The sequence below is a fragment of the Dehalobacter sp. DCA genome (assembly GCF_000305775.1).
GTDB lineage: Bacteria > Bacillota > Desulfitobacteriia > Desulfitobacteriales > Syntrophobotulaceae > Dehalobacter > Dehalobacter alkaniphilus.
Genome location: NC_018866.1, coordinates 2,552,927 through 2,577,305, shown reverse-complemented (window position 1 = coordinate 2,577,305; position 24,379 = coordinate 2,552,927). Strand labels below are relative to the sequence as shown.

22 protein-coding genes, 2 tRNA genes and 1 other RNA gene are annotated in these 24,379 nt (G+C 45.6%); 19 read left to right on the top strand and 6 right to left on the bottom strand.

Annotated elements, in window-relative coordinates:
* The first annotated feature begins 56 nt into the window (after positions 1-56).
* From DHBDCA_RS12440 to DHBDCA_RS12385, 13 genes are all read left to right on the top strand, one after another.
* A complete protein-coding gene (locus tag DHBDCA_RS12440) occupies positions 57-719 on the top strand; it encodes a helix-turn-helix transcriptional regulator (protein WP_015044576.1) in 663 nt (220 codons plus the stop codon).
* A gap of 24 nt (positions 720-743) precedes the next feature.
* Positions 744-1,574: a pyruvate, water dikinase regulatory protein gene (locus DHBDCA_RS12435; protein WP_015044575.1), complete on the top strand. Its 831-nt coding sequence runs from the start codon at positions 744-746 to the stop codon at positions 1,572-1,574.
* A complete protein-coding gene (ppdK, locus tag DHBDCA_RS12430) occupies positions 1,567-4,230 on the top strand; it encodes a pyruvate, phosphate dikinase (protein ID WP_015044574.1) in 2,664 nt (887 codons plus the stop codon). Before DHBDCA_RS12435 ends, ppdK begins: the two co-directional genes overlap by 8 nt.
* Positions 4,231-4,706: 476 nt before the next feature.
* A complete protein-coding gene (locus DHBDCA_RS12425) occupies positions 4,707-5,696 on the top strand; it encodes a deoxyguanosinetriphosphate triphosphohydrolase (protein WP_015044573.1) in 990 nt (329 codons plus the stop codon).
* A 126-nt stretch (positions 5,697-5,822) separates the two neighbouring features.
* On the top strand, positions 5,823-7,658 hold the full coding sequence (gene dnaG, locus DHBDCA_RS12420) for a DNA primase (RefSeq protein ID WP_015044572.1): 1,836 nt from the start codon (positions 5,823-5,825) through the stop codon (positions 7,656-7,658).
* 61 nt (positions 7,659-7,719) lie between these two features.
* The gene (rpoD, locus tag DHBDCA_RS12415) at positions 7,720-8,805 is read left to right on the top strand and encodes an RNA polymerase sigma factor RpoD (RefSeq protein ID WP_199269253.1); all 1,086 of its coding nucleotides are present in this window, start codon (positions 7,720-7,722) and stop codon (positions 8,803-8,805) included.
* Positions 8,806-8,964: 159 nt separating this feature from the next.
* Positions 8,965-9,039 (top strand) — tRNA-Asn (locus DHBDCA_RS12410).
* 8 nt (positions 9,040-9,047) lie between these two features.
* Positions 9,048-9,122, top strand: a tRNA-Ile gene (locus tag DHBDCA_RS12405).
* A 66-nt stretch (positions 9,123-9,188) separates the two neighbouring features.
* The gene (locus DHBDCA_RS12400; protein WP_242824912.1) at positions 9,189-10,052 is read left to right on the top strand and encodes a tRNA (adenine(22)-N(1))-methyltransferase; all 864 of its coding nucleotides are present in this window, start codon (positions 9,189-9,191) and stop codon (positions 10,050-10,052) included.
* Positions 10,037-11,191, top strand: a complete 1,155-nt coding sequence (locus DHBDCA_RS12395) for a Nif3-like dinuclear metal center hexameric protein (RefSeq protein WP_015044569.1) — start codon at positions 10,037-10,039, stop codon at positions 11,189-11,191. Before DHBDCA_RS12400 ends, DHBDCA_RS12395 begins: the two co-directional genes overlap by 16 nt.
* A gap of 384 nt (positions 11,192-11,575) precedes the next feature.
* Positions 11,576-11,940, top strand: an RNA gene (gene rnpB / locus DHBDCA_RS14720) — RNase P RNA component class A.
* Positions 11,941-12,056: 116 nt separating this feature from the next.
* Positions 12,057-12,518, top strand: coding sequence for a MarR family transcriptional regulator (locus tag DHBDCA_RS12390; protein WP_015044567.1), 462 nt, complete (start codon positions 12,057-12,059; stop codon positions 12,516-12,518).
* Positions 12,519-12,522: 4 nt separating this feature from the next.
* Positions 12,523-13,374 carry a DUF6544 family protein gene (locus tag DHBDCA_RS12385; protein ID WP_015044566.1) on the top strand — a complete coding sequence of 284 codons (852 nt, stop codon included), beginning with the start codon at positions 12,523-12,525 and terminating at the stop codon, positions 13,372-13,374.
* A 52-nt stretch (positions 13,375-13,426) separates the two neighbouring features.
* Here DHBDCA_RS12385 and DHBDCA_RS12380 read toward each other — a convergent pair whose 3' ends face one another.
* Entirely contained in the window at positions 13,427-13,882 is a 456-nt protein-coding gene (locus DHBDCA_RS12380) for a hypothetical protein (RefSeq protein WP_015044565.1), read from the bottom strand.
* 370 nt (positions 13,883-14,252) lie between these two features.
* Positions 14,253-14,768 (bottom strand): hypothetical protein, encoded by a 516-nt coding sequence (locus DHBDCA_RS12375; protein ID WP_015044563.1) that lies wholly within the window; start codon positions 14,766-14,768, stop codon positions 14,253-14,255.
* A 255-nt stretch (positions 14,769-15,023) separates the two neighbouring features.
* On the opposite strand from DHBDCA_RS12375, the gene DHBDCA_RS12370 reads away from it, so the two are divergent.
* Entirely contained in the window at positions 15,024-16,610 is a 1,587-nt protein-coding gene (locus DHBDCA_RS12370; protein WP_015044562.1) for an LCP family protein, read from the top strand.
* Between the two features lie 218 nt (positions 16,611-16,828).
* Here DHBDCA_RS12370 and DHBDCA_RS12365 read toward each other — a convergent pair whose 3' ends face one another.
* The gene (locus DHBDCA_RS12365) at positions 16,829-17,905 is read right to left on the bottom strand and encodes a DNRLRE domain-containing protein (RefSeq protein ID WP_242824911.1); all 1,077 of its coding nucleotides are present in this window, start codon (positions 17,903-17,905) and stop codon (positions 16,829-16,831) included.
* Positions 17,906-18,185: 280 nt separating this feature from the next.
* On the opposite strand from DHBDCA_RS12365, the gene DHBDCA_RS12360 reads away from it, so the two are divergent.
* A complete protein-coding gene (locus DHBDCA_RS12360) occupies positions 18,186-18,593 on the top strand; it encodes an RNA polymerase sigma factor (RefSeq protein ID WP_034378686.1) in 408 nt (135 codons plus the stop codon).
* A gap of 259 nt (positions 18,594-18,852) precedes the next feature.
* On the opposite strand, the gene DHBDCA_RS12355 is transcribed toward DHBDCA_RS12360, so the two are convergent.
* Genes DHBDCA_RS12355 through DHBDCA_RS12345 form a run of 3 tightly spaced genes read right to left on the bottom strand, consistent with a single transcriptional unit; the run spans position 18,853 to position 21,370 of the window.
* On the bottom strand, positions 18,853-19,647 hold the full coding sequence (locus DHBDCA_RS12355) for an ABC transporter permease subunit (protein ID WP_015044558.1): 795 nt from the start codon (positions 19,645-19,647) through the stop codon (positions 18,853-18,855).
* Between the two features lie 35 nt (positions 19,648-19,682).
* Positions 19,683-20,483 (bottom strand): ABC transporter permease subunit, encoded by an 801-nt coding sequence (locus DHBDCA_RS12350; RefSeq protein ID WP_015044557.1) that lies wholly within the window; start codon positions 20,481-20,483, stop codon positions 19,683-19,685.
* A 5-nt stretch (positions 20,484-20,488) separates the two neighbouring features.
* On the bottom strand, positions 20,489-21,370 hold the full coding sequence (locus tag DHBDCA_RS12345; protein ID WP_015044556.1) for an ABC transporter ATP-binding protein: 882 nt from the start codon (positions 21,368-21,370) through the stop codon (positions 20,489-20,491).
* 346 nt (positions 21,371-21,716) lie between these two features.
* Between DHBDCA_RS12345 and DHBDCA_RS12340 the strand changes: the two genes are divergently transcribed.
* The 4 genes from DHBDCA_RS12340 to DHBDCA_RS12325 all read left to right on the top strand — a co-directional run bounded on the left by DHBDCA_RS12340 (position 21,717) and on the right by DHBDCA_RS12325 (position 24,370).
* Complete coding sequence (locus DHBDCA_RS12340; protein WP_015045388.1) at positions 21,717-22,529, top strand: DUF5685 family protein; 813 nt, start codon at positions 21,717-21,719, stop codon at positions 22,527-22,529.
* Between the two features lie 6 nt (positions 22,530-22,535).
* Positions 22,536-23,105, top strand: coding sequence for a DnaJ domain-containing protein (locus DHBDCA_RS12335; protein WP_015044554.1), 570 nt, complete (start codon positions 22,536-22,538; stop codon positions 23,103-23,105).
* Between the two features lie 26 nt (positions 23,106-23,131).
* Positions 23,132-23,542: a BRcat domain-containing protein gene (locus DHBDCA_RS12330; protein WP_015044553.1), complete on the top strand. Its 411-nt coding sequence runs from the start codon at positions 23,132-23,134 to the stop codon at positions 23,540-23,542.
* 381 nt (positions 23,543-23,923) lie between these two features.
* Entirely contained in the window at positions 23,924-24,370 is a 447-nt protein-coding gene (locus DHBDCA_RS12325) for a DUF2975 domain-containing protein (RefSeq protein ID WP_021315597.1), read from the top strand.
* Positions 24,371-24,379: the final 9 nt, after the last annotated feature.

The following is a 24,379-nucleotide window of genomic DNA, read 5'->3' as shown; positions in this document are numbered from 1 at the left end:
CGTCAATGTGCTACGATATTTGAACTTTAGTTTCTATTTTCCGGAGGGTGAGAAAAATGCAGCTTTCCGAGCGCCAGGAGAAGATCCTCGAACTTGTGAAAAAATCCAGCCCGATGACGGGAGAACAAATAGCCAGTCAGCTGAATTTGAACAGGGCGACCTTAAGACCTGATCTGACAATTCTGACCATGGCGGGTGTATTGGAGGCGCGTCCCCGAGTCGGCTATTTTTATAATGGAAATGCGGGACCTTCACCTATCGCCCAAAGGGTCAGGCAGCTCAGAGTCGGTGATTTCAAATCGATTGCAGCTGCTGTCAAGGAGAGCGTCTCCATTTACGATGCAGTCGTATCCATGTTTACCAACAATGTCGGCAGTCTGATCGTGATTAATGATGAACGTGAGCTTAAGGGGATGGTTTCCCGCAAGGATATCCTGAAGGCTTCACTTGGCAATATGGATCTGCACGGGATGCCAATCAGTGTCATCATGACCAGGATGCCGAATATTATCATGGCCGCGTCCGATGAATCCGTACTCGAGGCCGCCAGAAAGCTGGTACAGCACCAAATTGATACGCTTCCGGTCGTCGAAAGCTATATCAATGAGGGAGGTCGCGAAAGTTTTGAGGTAGTTGGCAGATTTACAAAGACCAATGTAACCAGCCTGTTTGTAGAATTGGGCCAGGATAAATTTCCAAATACCGCAAAGTGGTTTTAGAGGAGAAAGCGAGGGGGTGTTTTGGTGACCGATCAAATCCCGGTAATTTATGTAATTTCCGATGCGCTGGGAGAGACGGCAGAGTTTGTCAGCAGAGCGGCAGCAGCACAGTTTAACGGAATAAAGACAAAAATTCGCCGGGTGCCTTATGTTCTGGATGAAACGCATATCGATGACATCCTGGAAGAAGCGGTAGAGGAACAGGCAATTCTCGTTTACACGCTGGTCCTGACAAATTTGAGGCTCTACATAGAACGACGGGCCAAGGAAAAAAATCTAATCACCATCGATATTTTGAGTCCACTGATTTCGGCATTGGCTGATAAAACCGGACTTGATCCCAAAAATATACCCAATGTTACGCACCGACTGGATGAACAGTACTTCCGGAAGGTAGAGGCTGTGGAGTTTGCAGTTAAATATGACGATGGCAAGGACCCGCGAGGGCTGCTGTATGCTGATGTCGTCCTAATAGGCGTGTCCCGGACCTCAAAAACACCGCTAAGCATGTACCTTGCCCATAAAGGGATTAAGGCTGCGAATATCCCGCTGGTGCCGGAAGTGACACCGCCCCGGGAACTGTATGAAGTTCCCCGAAATAAAGTCTTCGGGTTAATCTTAGGCCCGGAAAAACTGAACCAAATACGCAGTGAACGGCTGAAAACGCTGGGACTTGGAGCATTTGCCGATTATGCCAATCTGAACAGGATTATGGAAGAGCTCGACTATGCCAAACAGATTATGAAGAAGATTGGCTGTGTAATCATAGATACCACCAATAAAGCGGTCGAAGAAACCGCAAGTGTGATTCTGCAGAAAGTAACAATAAACGGGGAGTTGAGAAAAGATGGTTGACAAAAAATATGTGTACTTGTTTCGTGAAGGCAGTGCCGACATGAAAAACCTTCTTGGAGGCAAGGGAGCAAACCTGGCTGAAATGACCAACATCGGACTGAATGTCCCGCAAGGCTTTACGATTACCACGGAAGCCTGCCTCGAATACTATGACTGCGGCGAGCAGCTGCCCGGAGGATTATGGGAACAGATCCTTCCCGCGATCCAGGATGTTGAGAAAGCAAGCGGCAAGAAATTTGGCGATCCCGAAAATCCGCTTCTGGTTTCGGTCCGTTCCGGTGCGAGGGTTTCCATGCCCGGGATGATGGATACAATCCTGAACCTCGGTTTGAACGAAGGAACAGCCAGCGGCGTCAGCAAGGCAACAGGCAATGAGAGATTTGCTTTTGACTGCTACAGACGCTTTATCCAGATGTTTGGCGATGTCGTACTTGGAATTGCCAGCCACAAATTTGAGAATATCCTGGAAGAAGTCAAAGAAAAGCAGGGTGTAACGTTCGATTCCGAGCTTTCTCCGGAAAGCCTGAAAGGACTTGTGGTCAAGTTTAAAGCGCTTGTTAAGCAGGAGACCGGCGTACCATTCCCTGATGATCCGTATGAACAGCTTAAGGAAGCGATCACCGCCGTTTTCAAATCCTGGAACAACCACCGGGCGATCGTGTACCGGAAAGCCAATGGTATTCCGGACAGCTACGGCACCGCCGTCAACGTCCAGTCGATGGTATTCGGCAACATGGGTAATGACTCCGGTACGGGCGTGGCTTTTACCCGGAACCCGTCAACCGGTGAAAAGCACTTGTATGGGGAATATTTGATGAATGCCCAGGGTGAAGACGTCGTTGCAGGCATCCGTACACCGCTTTCGATTGACAGCCTGCAAAATGACAATCCTGAAATTTACCGCCAGTTCAGTGAGATTGCCAAAAACCTGGAAACGCATTATAAAAATATGCAAGATATCGAGTTCACGATTGAGAAAGGCAGACTCTACATACTCCAGACCCGTAACGGAAAATGTACGATTTCTGCTGCAATCCGCATTGCTGTTGAACTTAGTCAGGAAGGCCTCATCACCAAAGAAGAAGCAGTCGAGAGAATTGATCCGCATCAGCTGGAAAAACTGCTGCACCGCAGAATCGATGATGCCGCGAAGCTCGATGTTGTAGCGACAGGACTGCCTGCCTCACCTGGAGCAGCTTCCGGCAAGATTATCTTCAGTGCGGATGAAGCCGAAAAGCTTGGCCAGGCCGGAGAAAAAGTCATCCTCGTTGGTACGGAAACCACCCCGGACGATATTCACGGCATGCTTGCAGCCCAAGGGATTCTGACCAGTAGGGGAGGCATGACCAGCCACGCTGCTGTTGTAGCCAGACATATGGGCAAACCTGCAGTCTGTGGTTGTGATGCTTTGAAAATTAACCTTGCCGACAAGATCTTTATGATCGGCGATGATGCTTATCCCGAAGGTACCGAGATTACGATCGACGGCGCAACAGGCAGGGTCATCAGGGGAACTGTTCCGATGAAGGATCCTGACTTAAGCGGTGAATTCCAAAAAATTCTGGAGTGGTCCGATGGAATCAGAAAGCTTCAGGTTATGGCCAATGCCGATAATCCGCCTGATGCCGCCAAAGCAAGAGAATTCGGCGCCCAGGGCATCGGACTTTGCCGGACGGAACACATGTTTATGGATCCTGCCCGTATCCCGATTGTCCAGAAGATGATTCTGGCTCAGACGCTCCCCGAAAGAGAAGCTGCCTTGGTTGAACTTCTGCCGATGCAGGAAGGCGATTTCTACGGCATTTTGAAGGCCATGCACGGACTGCCGGTGACGATCCGTCTGCTGGATCCGCCTCTCCATGAATTCCTGCCAAATGGCGAAGAACTTGCTCTTGAGATTCAGGAATTAAAACTCACGGCCAACCTGGAGGATGAAAAAGTCCAAAAGGAAATCAAGGCTAAAGAGGTTCTGCTAAAGAAAGTCCGCGGTCTCCAGGAGATGAATCCGATGCTCGGCCATCGCGGCTGCCGTCTTGGAATCTCGTATCCGGAAATCTACGCGATGCAGTCCAGAGCTATTTTTAAAGCTGCTGCTAGACTCGTGAAAGAAGGAGTTGACGTGCGTCCGCATGTCAAGATCCCGCTCGTCATTCATCATAAAGAACTTGAAATTTTGCGCAAGCAAACCGAGGAAATCGCTCAGGAAATCATTAAAACCGAAGGCGTCAAGATCAACTACCAAATCGGAACGATGATCGAAGTGCCGAGAGCGGCGCTTACCGCAGACGAAATTGCACCGTTTGCCGAGTTCTTCTCGTTTGGAACCAACGACCTTACCCAGACTGTTTTAGGCTTCTCCCGTGACGACGCCGAAGGCAAATTCCTGCCCGACTATTTGAACCAAAATATCTTGGCCAATAACCCATTTGCAGTCTTAGACCGGGACGGCGTCGGCAAGATCATGAAGATCTGCGTCGATCTCGGACGTAAAGCAAATCCGGGCATCAAAATTGGAATCTGCGGCGAACACGGCGGAGATCCCTCCTCTATCGAATTCTGCCAGGAAATCAACCTGGACTATGTCTCCTGTTCGCCCTTCCGCGTACCGATTGCCCGCTTAGGTGCTGCGCAGGCTGCATTAAAGAATCGCGCTTAAGCGGCACTGCACGATATCAAAACCTAGACCAATGGGAATGACGTCATCAACAACATTGAGGCGTCATTTTTTTTGTTTGGGTGGTTGTAGTTGTAGGCTGTATTGTGATACGCAGACCTATCTACCCGAATATTAAGAGGTCTTGTCAGTATAATGTCTTTACGTAATGTGGTAAGCAATCAGCCCCATGGCGCAGTTAACTGACAATTTAACGTGAAAGATGACTTTTACAGTATTTTGTAAATATTTTATTTTATGATACAATTTAATGCTTTAAGCAGGATTTTTAAACTTAATGTTGAATTAAACAGTTAAAGAATTGAAAGAACGTCTGAAGGATTTTTGTGAAAAATAAAAGACGAAGTACAAAGTCTTAGCTTATTCCGCCAGAAAGTGGCGGAATTGTGGCCTCAGATGCTATTTCTTTTGTTTTCGCGTCTGATCCCTTTTGATTCTTGTGAAGAAGGTGGTTGTAGATGTCCCAGTCGATCAGGTTAAGAACGGAGGAACATGAATTTCAGCGGCTCTCGCCTCTGGCAGCGAAAAGTGCCGAAGCAAGGAGAGCGAGAGAAGAAGTCGAATGTAGCGTTCGAACCAGGTTTCAACGAGACAGGGACAGAATTTTGCACAGCAAGCCTTTTCGCCGTCTGAAACACAAAACGCAGGTCTATATTGCTCCTGTCGGAGATCACTATCGAACCAGGATGACGCACAGCCTGGAAGTCGCACAGATCTGCCGGACTATTGGCCGGGCGCTGAGCTTAAACGAAGATCTGATTGAGGCAATTTCCCTGGGTCACGATGTCGGTCATACACCTTTTGGACACGTCGGAGAAGAAACGCTGGCCTCCCTGATCGGCCATTTTGAACACAATGAACAATCGGTCAGGATCTACACTGTCCTTACCGGAAACGGCGAGGGCCTAAACCTCACGGAGCAGGTTCTGGACGGAATTCTACACCATACTGGTCCTGGGATGCCCAATACATTGGAGGGGCAGATTGTAAGGATTGGAGACAGGATTGCCTATCTCTGCCACGATTTTGACGATGCTTTGCGCGCTGAGATTCTGTCCGTGAACGACCTTCCGGCCACGATCAGAAAAGAGATCGGCTCCAGCACCAGCGAAATGATCACGACCATGGTCCTCGATATGATTCAGGCTTCCGAAGGCAAGGACACGATTTGTCAGTCCGCAGAAATCTCCGCAATCATGAAAGAATTCCGCGACTTCATGTTTGAGAGAGTATACTACAGTAGCTCACTGCAGGAGGAACGCAGCAAAAGCCGATTGATTTTGGGAATTCTTTTCGATTACTACCTGCATCACCCGGAAATTCTGCCTGAAGATTATCTGAGATGGACAGGGGGAGATCTGAAACAAGCCATCACTGACTATGTTGCGGGTCTGACAGACAACTATGCCATCAGCATCTTCAAACATCTTTTTATTCCTAAAGAGTAGCAGGGAGATAAGGTACTAAACAAAAAGTGCAAAAAATTGTCTCAAAATAAGAAGGAAAAATAAAAAGTTTATCGAAAAAGATAAAGGCTTGTCAGAAAAACGTAAATCCATGAAGGGCGTGCTGGTATGGATCATAAAATATCTGAGGATTTTATCGAAGAAGTACGCCGCCAAGCTGACATTGTTGAAATTATCTCTGAACATGTGGTGCTGAAACGTACGGGCAAAAACTATCAAGGGCTTTGTCCGTTTCATTCTGAAAAGACGCCGAGTTTCAATGTAAATCCCGATCGTCAGATGTTCTACTGTTTTGGCTGCCACACCGGCGGAAATATTTTTTCTTTCCTGATGAAGAAAGAAGGCTTAGCCTTCATCGAAGCTTTGAAGAAGGTAGCCGGGAAGTATGGGATGGAGCTGCCGGAAAGAGAGCTTTCTTCGGAGGAAAGGAAGAACGAAGCCCAGCGCAGCCGCTGGCGGGAGATTCATGAGTGGGCTGCCGGCTACTACCACGACGTGCTTCTGCATCGTCCCGAAGGACAGGATGGACTGGCTTACTTTGAACACAGAGGGATTGGCCCCGAAGTCATCCAGGATTTCCGTCTTGGGTTTGCGCCGGACAGGTGGGATGGTTTGATCAGGGAGCTTGCAGACAAAGGAGTCGCACCGGAAGAACTGGCTGAATTCGGGCTCGCTGTCCGTAGGGAAACCAGTGAGCAGGGAATCAGTTATTACGACAGATTCCGCAACAGAGTGATTTATACCATCCTCGATGTCAAAGGGGCTCCGATTGCTTTTGGCGGAAGGGTGCTCGATGATTCTACACCTAAATATCTGAATTCACCGGAAACAAAATTTTTTCATAAAGGACGCAATCTTTACGGCATTCATCTGGCTTCCCGGGGAATCAGGGAGGCAGGGTATTCTTTGCTCCTTGAAGGGTATATGGATACAATCGCAGCGCAGAGAGCAGGCTTCACAAATGCTGTCGCCTCACTCGGAACCGCCCTGACTAAGGATCAGTCCAGGCTGCTTAAAAAATATTCAGGCAAGATCGTAATCGGCTATGACTCGGATAAGGCGGGGATTCAGGCAGCCCTGCGGGCTGGTGAGATCCTTCTTGATGAAGGCCTGAACATTCAGGTGCTGCTGTTTGAGGATGCCAAGGATCCCGATGAATTCCTGAAAAAGCACACCGTCGCTGAATTCCGCAAGAAGCTCGAAAATACCATCACTTTCATCGAGTTTAAATATAAAATGCTGATCCGGGACACCCCCCTGCGGACCATACCGGATAAAGCAGAGCTGATCAGAAAGCTTGCTCCCGATATCCTTAAAGTTTCAAGCGTAGTTGAGAAAGAAGGATATGAAAGATATCTAAGTCTGGAGCTCGGTCTCACGCTCGAAGCAGTTCAGCACGAGATCGACAGCTTGACGAAGAAAACCAGAGAAAACAGGGGCAATTCCGAAATTTTTTCGCAACAACAGGATATTTCTGTAAAAAAAAGAAATACTATAGAAGGGACGGACATTGACAGTTCTCAGGAATCTTATGTCCATTTAGGAGTTTTCCGGGCTGAACAGACCATTCTCAGAATCATCCTGGAGAATCCCAATTATAAAAATCAAGTAGCTGACAACCTGGATAAGGAATTTTGGAGGCTGCAGGAACATAGATATATCTTCGAGAATTTCCCGGAAAACAGTTTGAATCTTATCAATAATGATAGCTGGTATGAGAAGGTTCAAAGGCGTCTTGCCGAAATATATGAATTGTCCATCGATTTCGATAAAGCCGATATGCTCCTTAAGGACTGCATTGCTTTGATTAAGGAGACAAAGAAGAAAGAGACGATCGAAGATTTGCAGGCCAAAATGATTTTATTGGAAAAAACTGGAGATATGGCTGGGGCGCTTGCCCTGCTCCAGGAGATAGGAGAGCGGTTGAAACGTGGCGAGAAATAATAAGAAACAATTTGTTGCGAATTATCCGCTGGAAGGGGAGAATTCCGTGACCGTAGATGAAATGAAAAAGGAAAATGTCTCGACTTTAATTGAGCTGGGCAAAACCAAGGGTAATCTTACCTATGATGAGATTGCCAATGCTTTGCAGAAGGTCGACCTTTCTGAGGACCAGATTGAGGAGATCTATGACCAGCTGAGCGGGCTCGGCATTGATGTTGTTGACGACAGCGTCGAAGTGGTTATCGACAAAGAAACAAAAGATCTTGCCGACGAGATCGCTAATGAAACAGACATTGACCTTTCCATTCCTGAAGGTGTGGGGATCGACGATCCCGTCAGGATGTACCTGAAGGAGATCGGCCGGGTTCCTTTGCTGACAGCGGAAGATGAGATTGAACTGGCTCTCAAGATGGAGGCCGGGGATGAAATGGCCAAGCGCCGTCTGGCGGAAGCAAACCTGCGTCTGGTGGTCAGTATTGCCAAGCGCTATGTGGGCCGCGGCATGCTTTTCCTGGACCTGATCCAAGAGGGCAATCTTGGTCTGATTAAAGCTGTGGAAAAATTTGATTACCGCAAAGGCTTTAAATTCAGTACGTATGCAACCTGGTGGATCAGACAGGCCATCACGCGCGCGATCGCCGACCAGGCCAGAACGATCCGCATACCGGTTCATATGGTCGAAACGATTAATAAACTGATCCGGGTCAACAGACAGCTCCTGCAGGAACTGGGCCGCGATCCAACCCCGGATGAAACAGCCAAGGTCATGGAGATACCGGAAGAACGTGTTCGGGAGATCTTGAAGATCGCTCAGGAACCTGTTTCTTTGGAAACACCGATCGGGGAAGAGGAAGATTCCCACCTCGGAGATTTTATTCCCGACGAGGATGCTCCGGCTCCCTCTGAAGCCGCGTCATTCATCCTGCTCAAGGAACAGCTTGAAGAGGTCCTTGAGACGCTCACCCCGAGAGAAGAGAAAGTCCTCAGACTGCGTTTCGGACTCGACGACGGACGCACCAGGACCTTGGAGGAAGTCGGCCAGGAATTCGGCGTAACCAGAGAAAGAATCAGGCAGATCGAGGCCAAGGCGCTGCGCAAGCTCCGCCATCCAAGCCGCAGCAAAAAATTGAAGGATTATTTAGACTAAAATCAGGACTTTCTTAAAAAATTCTTCTTAACTAAAGACAATAAATAAGACTAAAAAGGATTAAGAAAAGTTGAGATAAATCCAGATAACGCAAGATGAAATTGATAAAACATGCTTGACCATCGCGCAATAATTCCGTATAATAAACGTCGCAGGCTTTCCTCGATAGCTCAACGGTAGAGCAATCGGCTGTTAACCGATAGGTTGCTGGTTCGAATCCAGCTCGGGGAGCCATATTTTTTGGGCCTATAGCTCAGCGGTAGAGCGGCCGGCTCATAACCGGTTGGTCCCTGGTTCGATCCCAGGTGGGCCCACCACCAAAAATAATGAATTTGAAATCAAAAACAAAACTCTGGTGCAAGCCGGAGTTTATTGTTATAGGGATGATAACATTGAGGAATACAATGGTTTCAGAACAGCAAGATAATAAGCTGGAAAATAAAACGGCCATAAAGCTTGGCTCCCGCCTGGAGACAATTGCGTCACTGGTGCCAGCCGGCGCCAGAGTCGGGGATATCGGTACGGACCACGCCTATCTGCCTGTCTATCTGGTACAGGCCGGAGTGATTTGCCAGGCTGTCGGGGTAGATGTCCACAGAGGGCCTTATGAATCTGCTGTCGAAAATGTTAAAGCCTATGGACTACAGGGCAACATCCAGATCCGGCACGGAGACGGACTAATTCCGCTGGAGTCCGGAGAAGTCGATACATTGGTCATTGCCGGTATGGGCGGCGTGACGATCCTCGAAATACTCGCCACGAAGCCGGACGTACTGCAGAGCGTTCGGACATTGATCCTTCAGCCGCAGGGCGCAGAAAACAGGGTCAGATTCGGACTGCTTTCCGAGGGTTGGAGGCTGAGTGAAGAATGTCTGACAGAAGAAGACGGCAGGCTGTATACCGTCATTTGCCTGTCCCGCTCAGAAGGTCTGGATAGAGAGGAAGTCGAACAGCGGATGAAGCAGGTCATTCAGGATATTGCCGCGGACTGTACCGGAGTGCCTGCGTTGGAAGCAGCGAAGGATCTGGAACAGACACTGCGTAATTTTATCTGGCAGTTCGGACCGCTGATCATCGAACGCAAAGAACCCCGATTAAACGACATCATTGCCGACACCACGAGCAATCTCAGAAGAGTCGTTTTGGAAATGATGCGCACAAACAGGGCTGCAGTTTCCCAGAGAGCAGAACAGATGAGGCAGGAAATCGCCATGATGGAGGTAATAAAAAGATGGCTGTATCAGTAGGCCAGGTTGAACAACTCATCGAAAAGATAGCGCCGCGTTCCTGGGCAGAAGACTGGGACAATCCCGGACTCCTGGTCGGCAGCAGCGCCCAGCGAGTCAATAAGATGCTACTGACGCTGGACGGAACCATGGAAGCCGTCGAAGAAGCTGTTTCGGAAAAAGCTGAACTGATTGTTTCCCACCACCCGCTGCTGTTTAAACCGCTGAAAAATCTCCGAATGGACAACCAGGCGGCATTGGTCCCCCTTTCGCTTTTCCGCAATGGGATCTCATATTATGCTGCCCACACGAATCTGGATCAGTCGTATTTGTCATCGAGCCTGACGTTTGCGGAAATGCTCGGACTGCAGAAAACAGAGTTCCTGGAAACCACCTCTACTGAGAAACTAATCAAGATCGTCACTTTTGTTCCGGAAGAATACGTCGAGACTATCCGGAAGGCTCTGACCGCCGAAGGCGTCGGCAGTGGAATTACCGATGGCGAGCACAGTGATGCCTACAGCGAATGTTTCTTCCAGACGAACGGTGAAGGCATGTTCCGGGCGCTGGACGGAGCCGAGCCAACTATAGGAAAAGTCGGAGAGCTGACCAGAGTACCCGAGATCCGGCTCGAGAGCATTGTCGAAGAGCGCAGCCTTGGCAGAGCGGTTAAAGCTTTGCATAAGGCACATCCGTATGAAGAACCCGCTTACGACCTGATACCACTCCGGAATACCGGAAAACCCAGAGGATACGGGGTGATCGGAACATTACTGAAACCTGTCAGACTAGCCGATTTGTGGGAAGGATTTCTGAAACAGCTTACGGAGAAGTATGGCCATGACTGTTCTTCAGTGCGATTGGCAGGAGATCCTGACAGAAAGATCAAAAAAATTGCCATTTTAAATGGCAGCGGAAGCAGTTTTGTGGCGAAGGCTGCCTTTAAAGGCGCTGATTTATATATCACAGGAGAGATCGGCTACCATAACGTGCTGGATTGTCTCGAATCAGGTATGGCCGTCGGTGAGCTCGGGCATTTTCTTAGCGAAATCCCAATGATCCATGCGCTTTACGATTATATTAGAGCCGATCGAACAATGGATGACGTAGAACTGGTTATCAGCGCGACGAGCAAAATACCGTGGTTGGAACGTGGATAAAGTTATCAACATGATTGAATTGTCTGAAAGATAAATTTATAGTTGGTTCCAATAGCGTCCTGGTTATTTTTGGGCGGATGATCATAAGAACTCAAAAGTTATGCACAATTTGTTCACAACCTGTGCATAACTAAGAATTAAAATAATTACAAAATTATAGGGAAAATTTGATTATAGTGTTATAAATTGTAGCTTGAATTTTGTTTTTGGAATGATATACTGTGATTACGCCGTAATTTGTCGATGCAACTAATGTCGAAACAAATCATTGAATTCCTGATATACGCTATATAAAATAGGCAACAAATTGATTACGGCGATTTACTTTAGATACGCTTAAGAATTATTTGACCAAACACAAATAATCTAGTAAGATTGGATAGCGAAGTCAACCGGATGGTCGCGGGGACAAGTGCCGAAAGGCCGTCTCTGAGGAAAGTCCGAGCTCCGCAGGGCAGGGTGCCGGGTAACGCCCGGCGGGGGGAGAATCCCTTCGAGGAAAGTGCAACAGAGATATACCGCCGCTGCCAAGCGGTAAGGGTGGAAAGGTGAGGTAAGAGCTCACCGGCAGTCAGGTAACTGGCTGGCCCTGCAAACCCCACCTGGAGCAAGACCAAATAGAGGAACGATGGAGCTGCCCGCTCTGTTCCCGGGTAAGGTCGCTTGAGACTGTCGGTAACGACAGTCCTAGATAGATGATCATCACCTCGCAAGAGGTACAGAACTCGGCTTATAGGTTGACTTCGCTTACATACTTTGTTTATGAAAATTGAATGTTATATCACCTAGTGGTTATTGACAAAAGGTAACATGTTACGTATACTAAAAAAGTAACATGTTACCTTTTGTTTATGGAGGCGAAAAAATGATGAACGAACTGGAACAACAGGCTAATATTTTCGGAACCATCTTTGTATTGTCAAACAGGCTGCAGGTACTTGGGGATGCTTTTGATAAGAATATTACCATTAAGCAGTGGCTTTTTTTAGTCAGTGTAGCCCATTTTGAAGAACCGCCGACGGTTAGCGAAGCAGCTGATTACATCGGTTATTCCAGGCAGAATGCCAAACGCCTGGCAGCGACGCTCGAAGAAAGCGGATTTATAACCATCTCCAAAGACAAAAATGATGCCAGAGCTTTGAGAATTGCACTCACCCCAAAATTCAACACCTATTTTGGGGAACGGAGACAGAGAGAATTGGCATTCATGCAGAAGCTTTTTAACGGATTTGACCCTGAATTAACAGATGGATTTTACCAAGGGTTAGTCAAGCTCGGCCACAATATCGAAATGATGGAGAATGAAAATGAAGAGATTAAGGAGTAAAAAAATGATAACGTTAGGTGTTGTTACAGGTATTCTTGCAGCGATTATTTTGCTGGCCGTCATTTACTTTATCCAACCTTATTCGTCTTTAAAATCAGACTTTAATAAGACGGCTGCCCAGCTTATTTCCGAGACCCAACCGGAAACAGAAATGTTTTCGCAGCAGGATATTGCTGATCTGCCTGAGCCTGTACAAAAATATTTTAACCACTGCGGCTATATCGGTACTTCCAAAATGTCCTGGATGAAAACCGAATTTAAAGATGTACCTTTCTCCACCGGCGTGGATAAGGCAACGCTTACCATTGACTATACGCAGTACAACTTTGTTGAAACGCCGAACCGCTTGGCTTTCATTGACAGTGCGATGTACGGAATACCTTTTCAGGGCTTCGACAGTTACAATCAGGGCGTGGGCTCCATGAAAGGTGTAATCGCCAAAGCCTTTACGCTGTTTGACCAAAAGGGTGTCGAAATGGATGAGGCCTGTCTGGCAACGGTGCTCGCAGAGAGTTTGTATGTACCGAACATTGCCTTACAAGGCTACATCACTTGGGAAGCGATTGACGATACGCATGCCAAAGCGTCGATTACTTCCTTCGGTATAAGCGCGAGCGGCATCTTTACCTTCAATGAAACGGGAGAAATGCTTGAATTTACCACCAATGACCGAATGGCTGTAGGTTTTGACGGCAGTAAGCAAAGCATCCCCTGGTCGGCGGTATATGAAGGTTATGAGAGGAATGAGAACGGCATCTTCAAACCGACCATTTTAAAGGCAGTCTGGCATTATCCGGAAGGTGATCTGGTTTATTTTAACGGGAAAATTTTATCTTCAACAACGTATCTTCATTAACGTAAATAAAACCGTTATGTAAAAGACCTCGTCTAACAAATCTAGAAAATATTTATCGTTTAGCTTCAAGCCGTTCTAGTCTTTCAGAAACACGTTGATTGGTTTCGATCTGACTCTCGCGGAAATCGAATAAAGCATTGACTTTTCCAGAAAGATCATGCTCCACACGCGCTTGGCTTTGGCGAATATTGATGATGTCCCCCTTAATTGTTTGTATGTCTTGCTGCATCTGCTCTTGGCTAACGGCAATTGTATCTATACTCGTCCAGATTTGCTGCTGGCCTGCCTTGAGCTCTTGCTGACTAGAGTGAAGCTGCTGCTGACTTGCCTTGAGCTGCTGCTGATCAGAGTGAAGTTGCTGCTGACTTGCCTTGAGCTGCTGCTGATTAGAGTGAAGTTGCTGCAGCCCTTCTTCGAATCGATCCTGCCGGCTATCAAGTCGTTCCATTCTATTCCCAAGAGAACCCAATTGATCCAGTACCAGTTCCTGAAATTGATCGTTATCCATCTGTTTTACCTCCTTTCAGTTGATGTTACTTCCTAATATCCTTATTATACCATATAATGGATGATATGGGAACATATGTTTGCACAAAATATTTTTGTTTTTGCCTTTGGACAAAGCTATAAATATATTTTACAGTGTTTCTAGTGCAATGGAAATGGTCTGGATGACCAATTTATATATCGAGCACCTTCAGGCTGACGTTTCGGATTACCTGGCTGAAGACTTTTTATTTTGAAAAGCACTAAAAAAACCGCCGATGGCGGTTTTGTGGCGATTATTCCTTGGCGTGCCTTTTTTGTTCTTTTTTTGCCCCGAAAGTTCTATCTGAGGTTCATAGATCTCTTGTTTAACTGCCTGGAATTGAAATCATTCAGATCAAACGCACATTCATATTCACGGTTGGATGATCTTCAATGGAATCTTGGATAAGATTATTGCTATAGAATTTTTGGTGTTTTAGATACTGAGCATAGTGTTGCAGCCATAAGGCATGAAATTCCTTATCAATCTTAAAGTCTATGAGCTTATCTAATAAATCTGAATTTAGGTTTTCTTCTACTAAGTGAGCGTATATTTCCAATATCTGATTTTCTAAGGCAAACCCAATCTTACAGATATTTTTCTGCCCGGCTAATTCAATCGCCTCCCCGATAATGCTCCCGGCAATGTCGGCAATACCTGCTGTGATTAGCGGGATGTCTACGTTATGTTCAAGAAAAAGCTCAGTAAAAAATCCGGCATGCTTTTTATCAGCTTCGACGATTTTGAATAGAGCTTTGTTAAATATCGGGTCGTCGCTTTCAGACAATTGGGACTGATAATAATGAATCTGAAGGTTCTCTAGCTCGTAGATCCTTTTTAATTTTGCTGTTCGTTTTTCATCCATTTTAAATCTCCTATAGAAGAGTAAGTATTCATTTTAGAAGAGTAAGTATTCATTAGTTTTCTCTGGTTTTGTAAAAATTATTTGCCAATGATCTCTCAAATTGCATGCCGAGAATAATGGTACTATCTCAAAAATCAGATCAAATCGATTTCACTAAGCAAGAAATGTTGGATACTGCGATAAAATTTATTGCTTAGTTGGCAGAATAACAAAAAATTGGTATTGATACCCGCGGTAATAAGTGGTATGTTTTTTATGGCACAAAATCAAAATGGGGTGAATGTAATGGTTGAAAAAAAGAAAAAGAAGAAAAAACTGAAAAAAGTTTTTATGATCATAGCACTGGTAATCGCAGGCATTGTTGCCGGGACGGCAGCATTTGCCTTCTATTTCGCTAAGGGAGGCAGTCTGCCCGGCGACAGTGTGAATTTGAACAATCGGGTCAGTATTCTTTTGATCGGGACGGATAAAAGGCCAGGGGCAAGTTCTTACAATTCGGACTCGATTATTGTAGCCAGCTTTGACCCGAAGACGAAACTTATTTCCTTACTGTCCATTCCGAGAGACACCCGGGTAACGCTCCCCGGATCAAAAAACTATTGTAAGATCAATGCCGTTCCCATGTTAAAAGGGATTCCGGAGCTGGAAAAACAGGTTACCGAACTGACCGGTATTGAGCTGGACGGGTATGTCCTGACGAATTTTGATGGGTTCAAGGACATGATCGATACGCTGGACGGGATCACCATTGACGTGGAAAAAGACATGAAGTATGAGACCGGGGATAAAGAGGACGGCTATATCAACCTAAAAGCCGGGGTACAGGAATTAGACGGGACAAAAGCGCTCCAATATGCCCGTTTCCGTCATGACGCAACCGCCGATATCGGGAGAACCGCCAGGCAGCAGAAAGTACTGACCGCTGTAGGTAAAAAAATGCTTCAGCCTGCCACCCTATTAAAATTGCCCGAGCTAATTCCGGAATTAATGAAGGCTGTGGAAACAGACTTGTCTCTGAAAGATCTCCTAAAACTCGCCGGGGCGGCCAAGTCCTTTGAAGAGGCAACGATCGTGACCCAAACACTGCCCGGCGATGCGATTAATCTTGACGGGTTAAGCTACTGGGAGGTAAACAGAGACGCAGCCAAAGAAGTCGCTCAGAACCTTCTTTTGGGTAAAACCACCGATAAAGTCTGGGACAGTACGGTCCTTGCCTCCTTGGATCCGGAAGTTAAAGCCCACCTTGCGGCCCCGTCTACGGCAGCTGCGATCGATATACCGGAAATATCCGGCGTAACTGCACCTGAACCGGGAGCCATACCCGTGACTACGATCCAAACGGAGCAGTATTCAGGAACAATCACCTGGTCGCCTGCTGACAGTACCTTTGTTGCAGGTCAGGAATATACAGCGACGATTACGCTCGTTCCTAAAGCAGGGTATACCTTAAAAGGCGTCGGTGCGAACTTCTTTACCGTACCGGGAGCAGCAGCGCATAATGCTGCAGGATCCGGGGTCATTACGGCAGTGTTCAAGGCGTTACCACCTATAGCGTCAGCAGCCACCATCGACATTTCGGGAATAGCCGGGGTTACACCGCCCGCACCGGGAGCGGCACCTGTGACAGCGATCACCGAAACGGAGCAGTATACGGGGTCGGTCACTTGGACACCGGCCGACGCCCTCTTTGTGGAAGGCCAGCAATACACAGCGACCATCACACTGGTTCCGAAAGAAGGATATACATTGGAAGGCATTGGCGCAAACTATTTCACAGTACCGGGCGCAACAGCGACAAATGCGGCCGGATCGGGGGTCATAACAGCGGTATTTCTACTATGATGCCGTATACCAATACCGTATTAACCAGCCGGGGTTGTCCTTTTCAGTGTGAATTTTGCTAAAATAGCTGTGCTTATGTTCATAAAGTATTTTGAAATAAACCGATTAAACATGTTATTCGGGAAATTGAAGAACTTTCAACAAAACTGCCTTTGAAGTCAGGCTGAAGAGATCCTGATTTCAAAGGCAGAATACTGCGTACGGCGGAACGGTTTTGGTCACGTTTTGTTTGTAATGGCAATTCGGGGGAGGGCAGCCTTTTGGCCGCTGCTGTTCTGAGTTACCGGGAAAATGGAGGTTATATTCATAACCGGGATAAAGACAGGTGTATTGCCATCTGCATCAGACAGGACCAAGATGCCATATTCATTTTTATAAACCAGTCCTGAAGCCTGAACGATAGACCCCAAATACATTTGGACATCTGTTGAAACCGGCACATAGTCGTGATAAGCAGTAATCAGGTTTTTGTCACAACCGTCTGGGAACTGTGGCGGGGGCAGGTAGGTGATCGAAGGATCGTATACCGTTCCATCGCCTGTATAAATTGCGGCAATGGCATTGAGCGGAATCGCTTCTTGCTGTCCGTTATCAAGCAAAATAAAAATCATTCCGTAGGTTCCTTCGGGGGATACATACAGTTGATACGGAGTCCCGGTGATCGCGGAAGGACTAAAACCTGTTAAAAAAACGGACATGGTATTTGTGGGATACAAGGTGATCAGCTGCTCAATAAGGTGCGCCAACTGCGCATAGCTGAAGCAAAGCGCAGTATCCGGTTTCACCGGGGTGTAAGTTAAAACTAATCTTGGATCAAATGGTTCGTAGTTGATGCTATTCGTGGCAACTGCAACGACAGAAGTGCCGTCAGAATTCGTCAACGCCATGCCGTTGTTGGGATAAGTTCCGTTCAGCCAACCATTGATCAGCGTTATGACATCAATTTGGACAGTGGTATATAAATCTTCTGTTGTAATATCAATCTCGGATGGTGTTGCAGTGAAAGCAGGACGTGTATTGTAAGTCACGGTGGCTGTACTAAATGGATCGGTTACTCTGTTGACAACAAGCGGACTTGGAGCAGCACCGCTTTTAACAATCACAGATAATTCGAGCAAGGCACTGTCAACGGAAGTGACCGGTAACACAGGCAAAACAATTTGCAGGAAACTGATGCAGTTTTGAAATGAACTATCTGTACCGGAATAAACCAGTGGGTAGGATGAAAAATTCATGTCGGGCAGGTAAGATGAGACGAAAGTCGTATCGGGTATATTCAGGGTTAGCGTAGCCATTTTCATACCTTCTCTCAAAATTAATGACTGTAACTGAAAATTCGAGTTTGTACATCATATGTTTTTTGGGACAAGATGTTTCAGGCTACGATTGATATTTTCCTTCTGTTACGAAAAAACTGGTGAACAATGACATGTTCATCAGTTTTTTATTTTATATAAGTCTGAATATCAGAAAGAGAGCGCAAAGTTCGTCTAGGGTAAGGTTAGGACTCTCTGGAAAAGAATGTGACTTTTTCCTGAGTTCACTCGTTTTATGGATGAAAGGAGAATTTACCCTATGCAAGAATCGTCACCGCGGCTTACGAACACTTTTTCAACAAAATACAGTAGTTATGGCGAGATGCTTTTTAAAATCGCCATGGTTCATCTTGGAAGTAAAGAAGATGCGGAAGAAGTCATGCAAGACGCATTTTGTAAACTATTGTACAACTCACCTGGGTTTAACGATGATCAACACGAAAAGGCCTGGCTGATCAAAATTACTGTAAATCTTTGCAAAGATAGGCTTCGGAGTGTGTGGCACAAACGCGTTATAAAAATGGAGGCGATAGAAGCGTACTATGAAGATCCTATTGACAGTGATGTCATGAAGGAGATTCTTAAGCTCCCTGTAAAATTAAAAGCAGTGATCTATCTGTTTTATGTTGAAGATTATTCGATTAAGCAAATACGTAACCTTGAATGACGGCAGTAAAGTCCAACTAAGGCTTTTTAAAGAGGGATATGTTTACTACAACGGTGTTGATTTATTCTTTAAAGTAGACAGCAATGCTTTTATGAATCTTTGGAATGAATTGATTTAATGAGGATCGCATTGATAGGAAAAAATGTAGGGAATACACTAATACGGCCCCTATTGCGGTTGCAGATTCATAGGATGCAATGACCTGCGACAGACCTTATCGAAAGGGATTAAGTGAAGATGAAGATACCCGGCTGAAGGGTTAAACGTGCAGATCCCTTTTTCGGTAAAAGACATAGGTGGAGATACAAAAGATAGAAACAAGCCCGAGCGAGAGTATAACAGCCGTTAGGTCGAGCCCATTACCCTCTGCCAAATTAACATAACTAAAATATTTAAAAGGCGAGAGTAGGTTAAGAGCGTTCAGCTTGTCTGTTATGTCCGTTATTTTGGATATCACGAATGCAGCGAAGAGTATCCCCGCGGCAAGGGAACCCGAAGTTTTCGGATTCTTGAGGAAAGCTGACAGTGCTGTTCCAAGCGAAAGGAAGATAAGCTGAACGATGAACATGCTCAACATGAACATTACTATTTCACTTGAAATGTCATTTCCCTTATTGTAAGCAGCGACCATAACAAGTGAAGAAACAAGCGTTACAACATTCAGAATGACCACATTCACAAAGGCTGCAAGAAGCTTGGAAGTGATAATGGTATCTCTTGAGACGGGCTTGATCATCAGAAATTCGGTCGTCTTGTCGCGTTCCTCTTTGGCAACAATACCGGCTCCGAGCAAAACAGCATGGATGGCAGCCGCAATCTCAATGTAAAGAAACAACATTGCAAAATACCCGGACATCGTGGTTACATCGAATGAGCCCATTCCCAACAGCGCTTTGATGGAGTAGGGTATATTGTCAAAAATTTTGTTGTACTGTCCGCCTGCCGAATAGGCGGTATATTTACCCATGCCGCTTAAAACTCCCAAAAACATACAAACGCACCATATGATCAATGCTTTTTTATTGGCCTTTAATTCTCTTAAAAAAATATTCATGATCCGACCTCCCTTTTAGTGAAACCCAAAGTTAATCAGCTCACGGCATGGATATCTTTTTTGGCATAAATGATATAGGTGGTTACCGTTGCAATAATAACAATAACAGCGCCTGTGATAAGGTAGGGGGCTTCATAGTTTGAATTTCTAATAATATAAGAAGGATTAAAATATTTAAACGGTGAGAGAAAGCGTGCCGCATCATTTTCACCGGCGGCTAAAAGCGCTCCGATAAAGAAAAATCCAAAAACGACCCCGAGTGAGACCGGAAGCACGGATTTTAACTTTGGAATGATCACCGCGACTGCAGCCCCGATTGAGAAAAAAATGAGCTGAATGAAAAGCAGCGTGAGATTGATCATAAAAAACAGCGTAACGCTGAAATCCGCTGTCTTAACCATGGCGGCAAGGATGGAGGCAGCCGCATAATAGATTACGTTCGTGATTATGAGCATGGTTAGTGCAGCCAGAAGCTTGGAGCTGACAATAGCCGAACGCGAAACAGGCTTGACGAGAAGAAAATCGGCTGTCCTTTCCCTCGTTTCTTTGGAAAGAATGGAGACGCCGAGATTCATGGCCTGAATGGCACCGCACAGTGTGATAAATGTGAATATCATCGAATAAAAGCCCAAAAGAGAAGTGATGCTGTCAAGCGAAATACCGAGTATTGCCCTCACCGACGCCGGGTAGCCGCCCAGCAGCCTTTTAAAATCTGCCGCATCATTCGCAATTGCGGGATAGACAGAAAAGTAAATCCCAGCGAGTGCAATCAAAGTGCATGTCCATAGAATCGTCGATTTTCGCAGCGAGTTAAGCTCGTGCCAAAACATATTCATAACGATCAACCCTCCTTGGCATAATAATGCATGAAGATCTCTTCAAGGTCAGGTTCGTAAATGGATATGTTGACAAGCTCAATCTCCGCGATTTTTTTCATCATAGAATTAATGTTGCCTTTGAAAATAAAATCAGCCGTATTCTCTTTGATTTCAAGCCGGCTTACACCACTGATATTGAAGATTTCTCCGGCTATGGGAGATTTTGCTTCAATTTTAAAACTCTTATAGCTATCTGCCTGAAGCGTGCTCATTTTTTCAAGTTTTATGATTTTACCGTCTTTGATGAATGCTACCCTGTCGCACATCCTCTGAACTTCGTCAAGAATATGCGATGAAAAGAATACAGTGGCACCCTTTTGATTCTCCTGCGCGATAATGTCAAAGAACTTTTGCTGCATCAGCGGGTCTAAGCCACTGGTTGGCTCGTCGAGTATGATCAGTTTAGGCTCGTGGAGCAACCCCTGAACAATGCCAACCTTTTTTTTGTTGCCAAAAGAGAGATCGTCGATCTTTTTCTTGAGGTCGAGATCCATGATCTCCGCAAGCTCCTTAATTTTCTTCATGCAGTCCTTTTTGTAAAAGCTCGCGGAATATTTGAGCAGATCGATAACCTTCATGTTATCGTAATAAAATACCTCACTTGGCAGATAGCCCACTTCTTTGCGTATTTCCGGGAACTCACTGCAATTTTTACCGAAGATTTCGGCGCTTCCCTTGGTGGGGTAGATAAGCCCGAGCAACGTTCGGATGGTCGTCGATTTGCCGGCGCCGTTTGGCCCGATAAACCCAAAGATCTCTCCTTCCATGACATCAAGATTCACGTCGACGATGCCCCTTGCCTTGTTGTAACTTTTCGTGAGATTCTTCGTTTGAATGACGGTCATTGATGTTACCTCCTCCTTGTCTGTTAAGGATACACACATCATTTTTGAATGAACATAGTACTTCCCTCAGGTTAGACTTATTGTATCACAGCCGTTTTTTTTTATGTTATATTAGCAGTAAATTTTTTGCAAAACAAAATATTCGTAGTTGCATCAACATTTTCCTTCTGGTATAATTGCGTTATCGTAAATCAAAGGGGAGTAGCTGGATAATAAAGTCGTCAAGACGGATTTCGATCCCGGCTTTATTGCAATTGACTGATTGTAAGCGAGACCTTTGCCCTTGGGGGTGAAGGTTTTTTTTATTTATATTTAAATAAGATATGAATGAAGTCAGGTGAAAAATATGTTCGGTTATGTCGTCGCCAATATCGATAAGCTAACTTCCGAAGAAAAACTACACTATCGGTCGTGCTACTGCGGTTTATGCCAGACGCTGGGAGACCGTCACGGCACCCTTAGCCGTATCACACTAAACTATGACATGACTTTCCTCGTACTGTTCCTTTCCGCGCTTTATCAGAAAGATACTACCATTCAAACCGGGCGATGCATCATGCATCCCCGCAAACCTCACTGCTATTGGCAGAACGAGATCTCAGATTATACCGCCGATATGAGTATTGTCCTGACTTATTTCAAATTTCTTGATGATTGGAAGGACGAACGGAAGATCCTGTCGCTGGGTGAAGCCAAGCTGTTCGAAAAGAAATACAGGCAGGCTGCCATCCGCCATCCCCGGCAATGTGCTGTCATCAGTGAGTGCTTGAACACCCTTTCCGACATAGAAAAATCAGGGGAACTGAAACCGGATATTCCTGCAGGTTGTTTCGGCAGACTCATGGGCGAAGTGTTCGTTTTCAAAGAAGATGACGATGCTCAAGATTTACGTAACTTTGGAGAATCGCTTGGCAAATTCATTTACATTATGGATGCCTGTCTTGATCTCAAAAAGGACATCCAAAAGGAATGCTATAATCCGCTGACTGCGTTGTCAACAGATCATTTTCCGCAAATATTAAATCTGCTTATGGCCGACTGTATGGAAAAATACCGACAACTGCCAATCAAACGCGATCAAAACCTTATTGAAAACATTCTCTATTCAGGCGTTTGGACAAGGTATGAAGCAGCGAATAAGAAAGTGAAGGGGAGATAAGAAAGAATGATATCCGATCCTTATCAAGTACTTGGTGTTCCTCAGACGGCTGCGGATGATGAAATAAAAAAAGCCTATCGCAAACTGGCCAAAAGATACCACCCGGACCTGAACCCCGGCAATGCAGAAGCGGCTAAGAAAATGAGTGAAATCAATGCCGCTTACGAACAGATCAAAAGCGGAAACCCCTACCCAAACACCTATTACAACGGAAGCAACGCTTACCGGGAATATGCTTCCTCAGCGTATGATTCGGTAAAACACTATATCAATTTGGGCTATTTTCGCGAGGCGCTGAATATTCTGGCCAGGATGAGTGACCGAAGTGCCGAATGGTACTATTGCAGTGCTGTTGCCAATGCCGGTATCGGCAACATCATCATTGCGCTGAACCACGCCGAAACAGCCGTACGCATGAATCCCGGCAATCCGGAATACCAACGCATCTTAAATATGCTGCAACGCGGCGGACGCGTTTATCAGCAACAAAGACGCAGCTTCGGCATGCCGAATGACACGCTGGACAAACTCTGTTTTGGCTTATGTATCGCGGACCTTTGCTGTCCGTTCTGTTGATGAGAATTGCGTAAGGAGTGGGAACAATGGGTAATTTGAAAAATAAGCTGACACGTTTGATGATTGGCCGGTACGGAATTGATCAGTTGTATTATGCTTTACTTGGGGTCTGGTTTGTATTGCTGATCGCCAATACGTTTATCCGTTCCGGTATCATCAGTATTTTGATGGGGGCCGTTCTGGCTGTAATGATCTTCAGAAGCTTATCCCGAAACATCTATAAAAGACGCCAGGAAAACGATAAATTCATGAAAATGTGGAATAGGATTAAGGCTGAAGGTTCTTTGACGATGCGCCGAATCAAAGAAATTAAAACCCACCGTTTCCGCAAATGTCCGCACTGTAAAAGAGTACTTCGGCTGCCGCGGCGAAAAGGCAAACATACAGTAAAGTGCCCTTGCTGCCATCATGAATTCGAGCTCTATATCCGCTTATAACTAAGAACAAATAAATTTGATCATAGTAGTACTTCATAAACTGCAAGAACTAAAAAGAATAACCTTGGAACTTTCAAGTCATTCCAAGGTTATTTTTTTTAGTTAATATTTTGCTTTGATGATCTGTTTAATATCTTTTTCCATCACCGTCAGGAATTGTGGGGGGTTGGGGGCGTCCGGATAATGGGATGACGGACTGACGGACTGACGGACTGACGGTTGATGATTGATGGTTGATGGTTGATGGTTGATGGCGGTTGACTTGAAGTTTGGATTTATCTATAAACAACATAAATATATCGAAAAATGATAAATTAATATTGACTTACAATAATATACCATTTACAATAGAACCAAAATAGATAGAAAGGGTATGATACAATGTGGAATCCAAGTAAGTCCGTAAGACTATCTTCCATTTGTACCAAGATCGCCATTGTCCTGGTCATATGCGCAGCTTTTGCTATGCCGAATTTAATCCCTACATATGTAAACTACACAGGAAAAAATCCTGAAATCATTCATTCCTTGCTCCTAACGGTCTATGCCTGTGTTCTGCCGGGGATGTTATCCTTGATCTGCCTTGGCAGGCTTCTTTCCAACATCAGGCGGGAAGAAGTGTTTGTAGAAAAAAATGTCAAGCTCCTGCGGGCGTTGTCATGGTGCAGTTTTGTCGTCTCCGCCATTTTGTTCATCTCAGGATTTTATTATATTCTTTTTGTGATTATAGCCGTTTGTGCCGCTTTTTTAGGGCTGATCCTGAGAGTGATCAAAAATGTTTTTGAACAGGCGATCGTTATCAAAAGAGAAAATGATTTTACGATTTAGGGGAGGGAT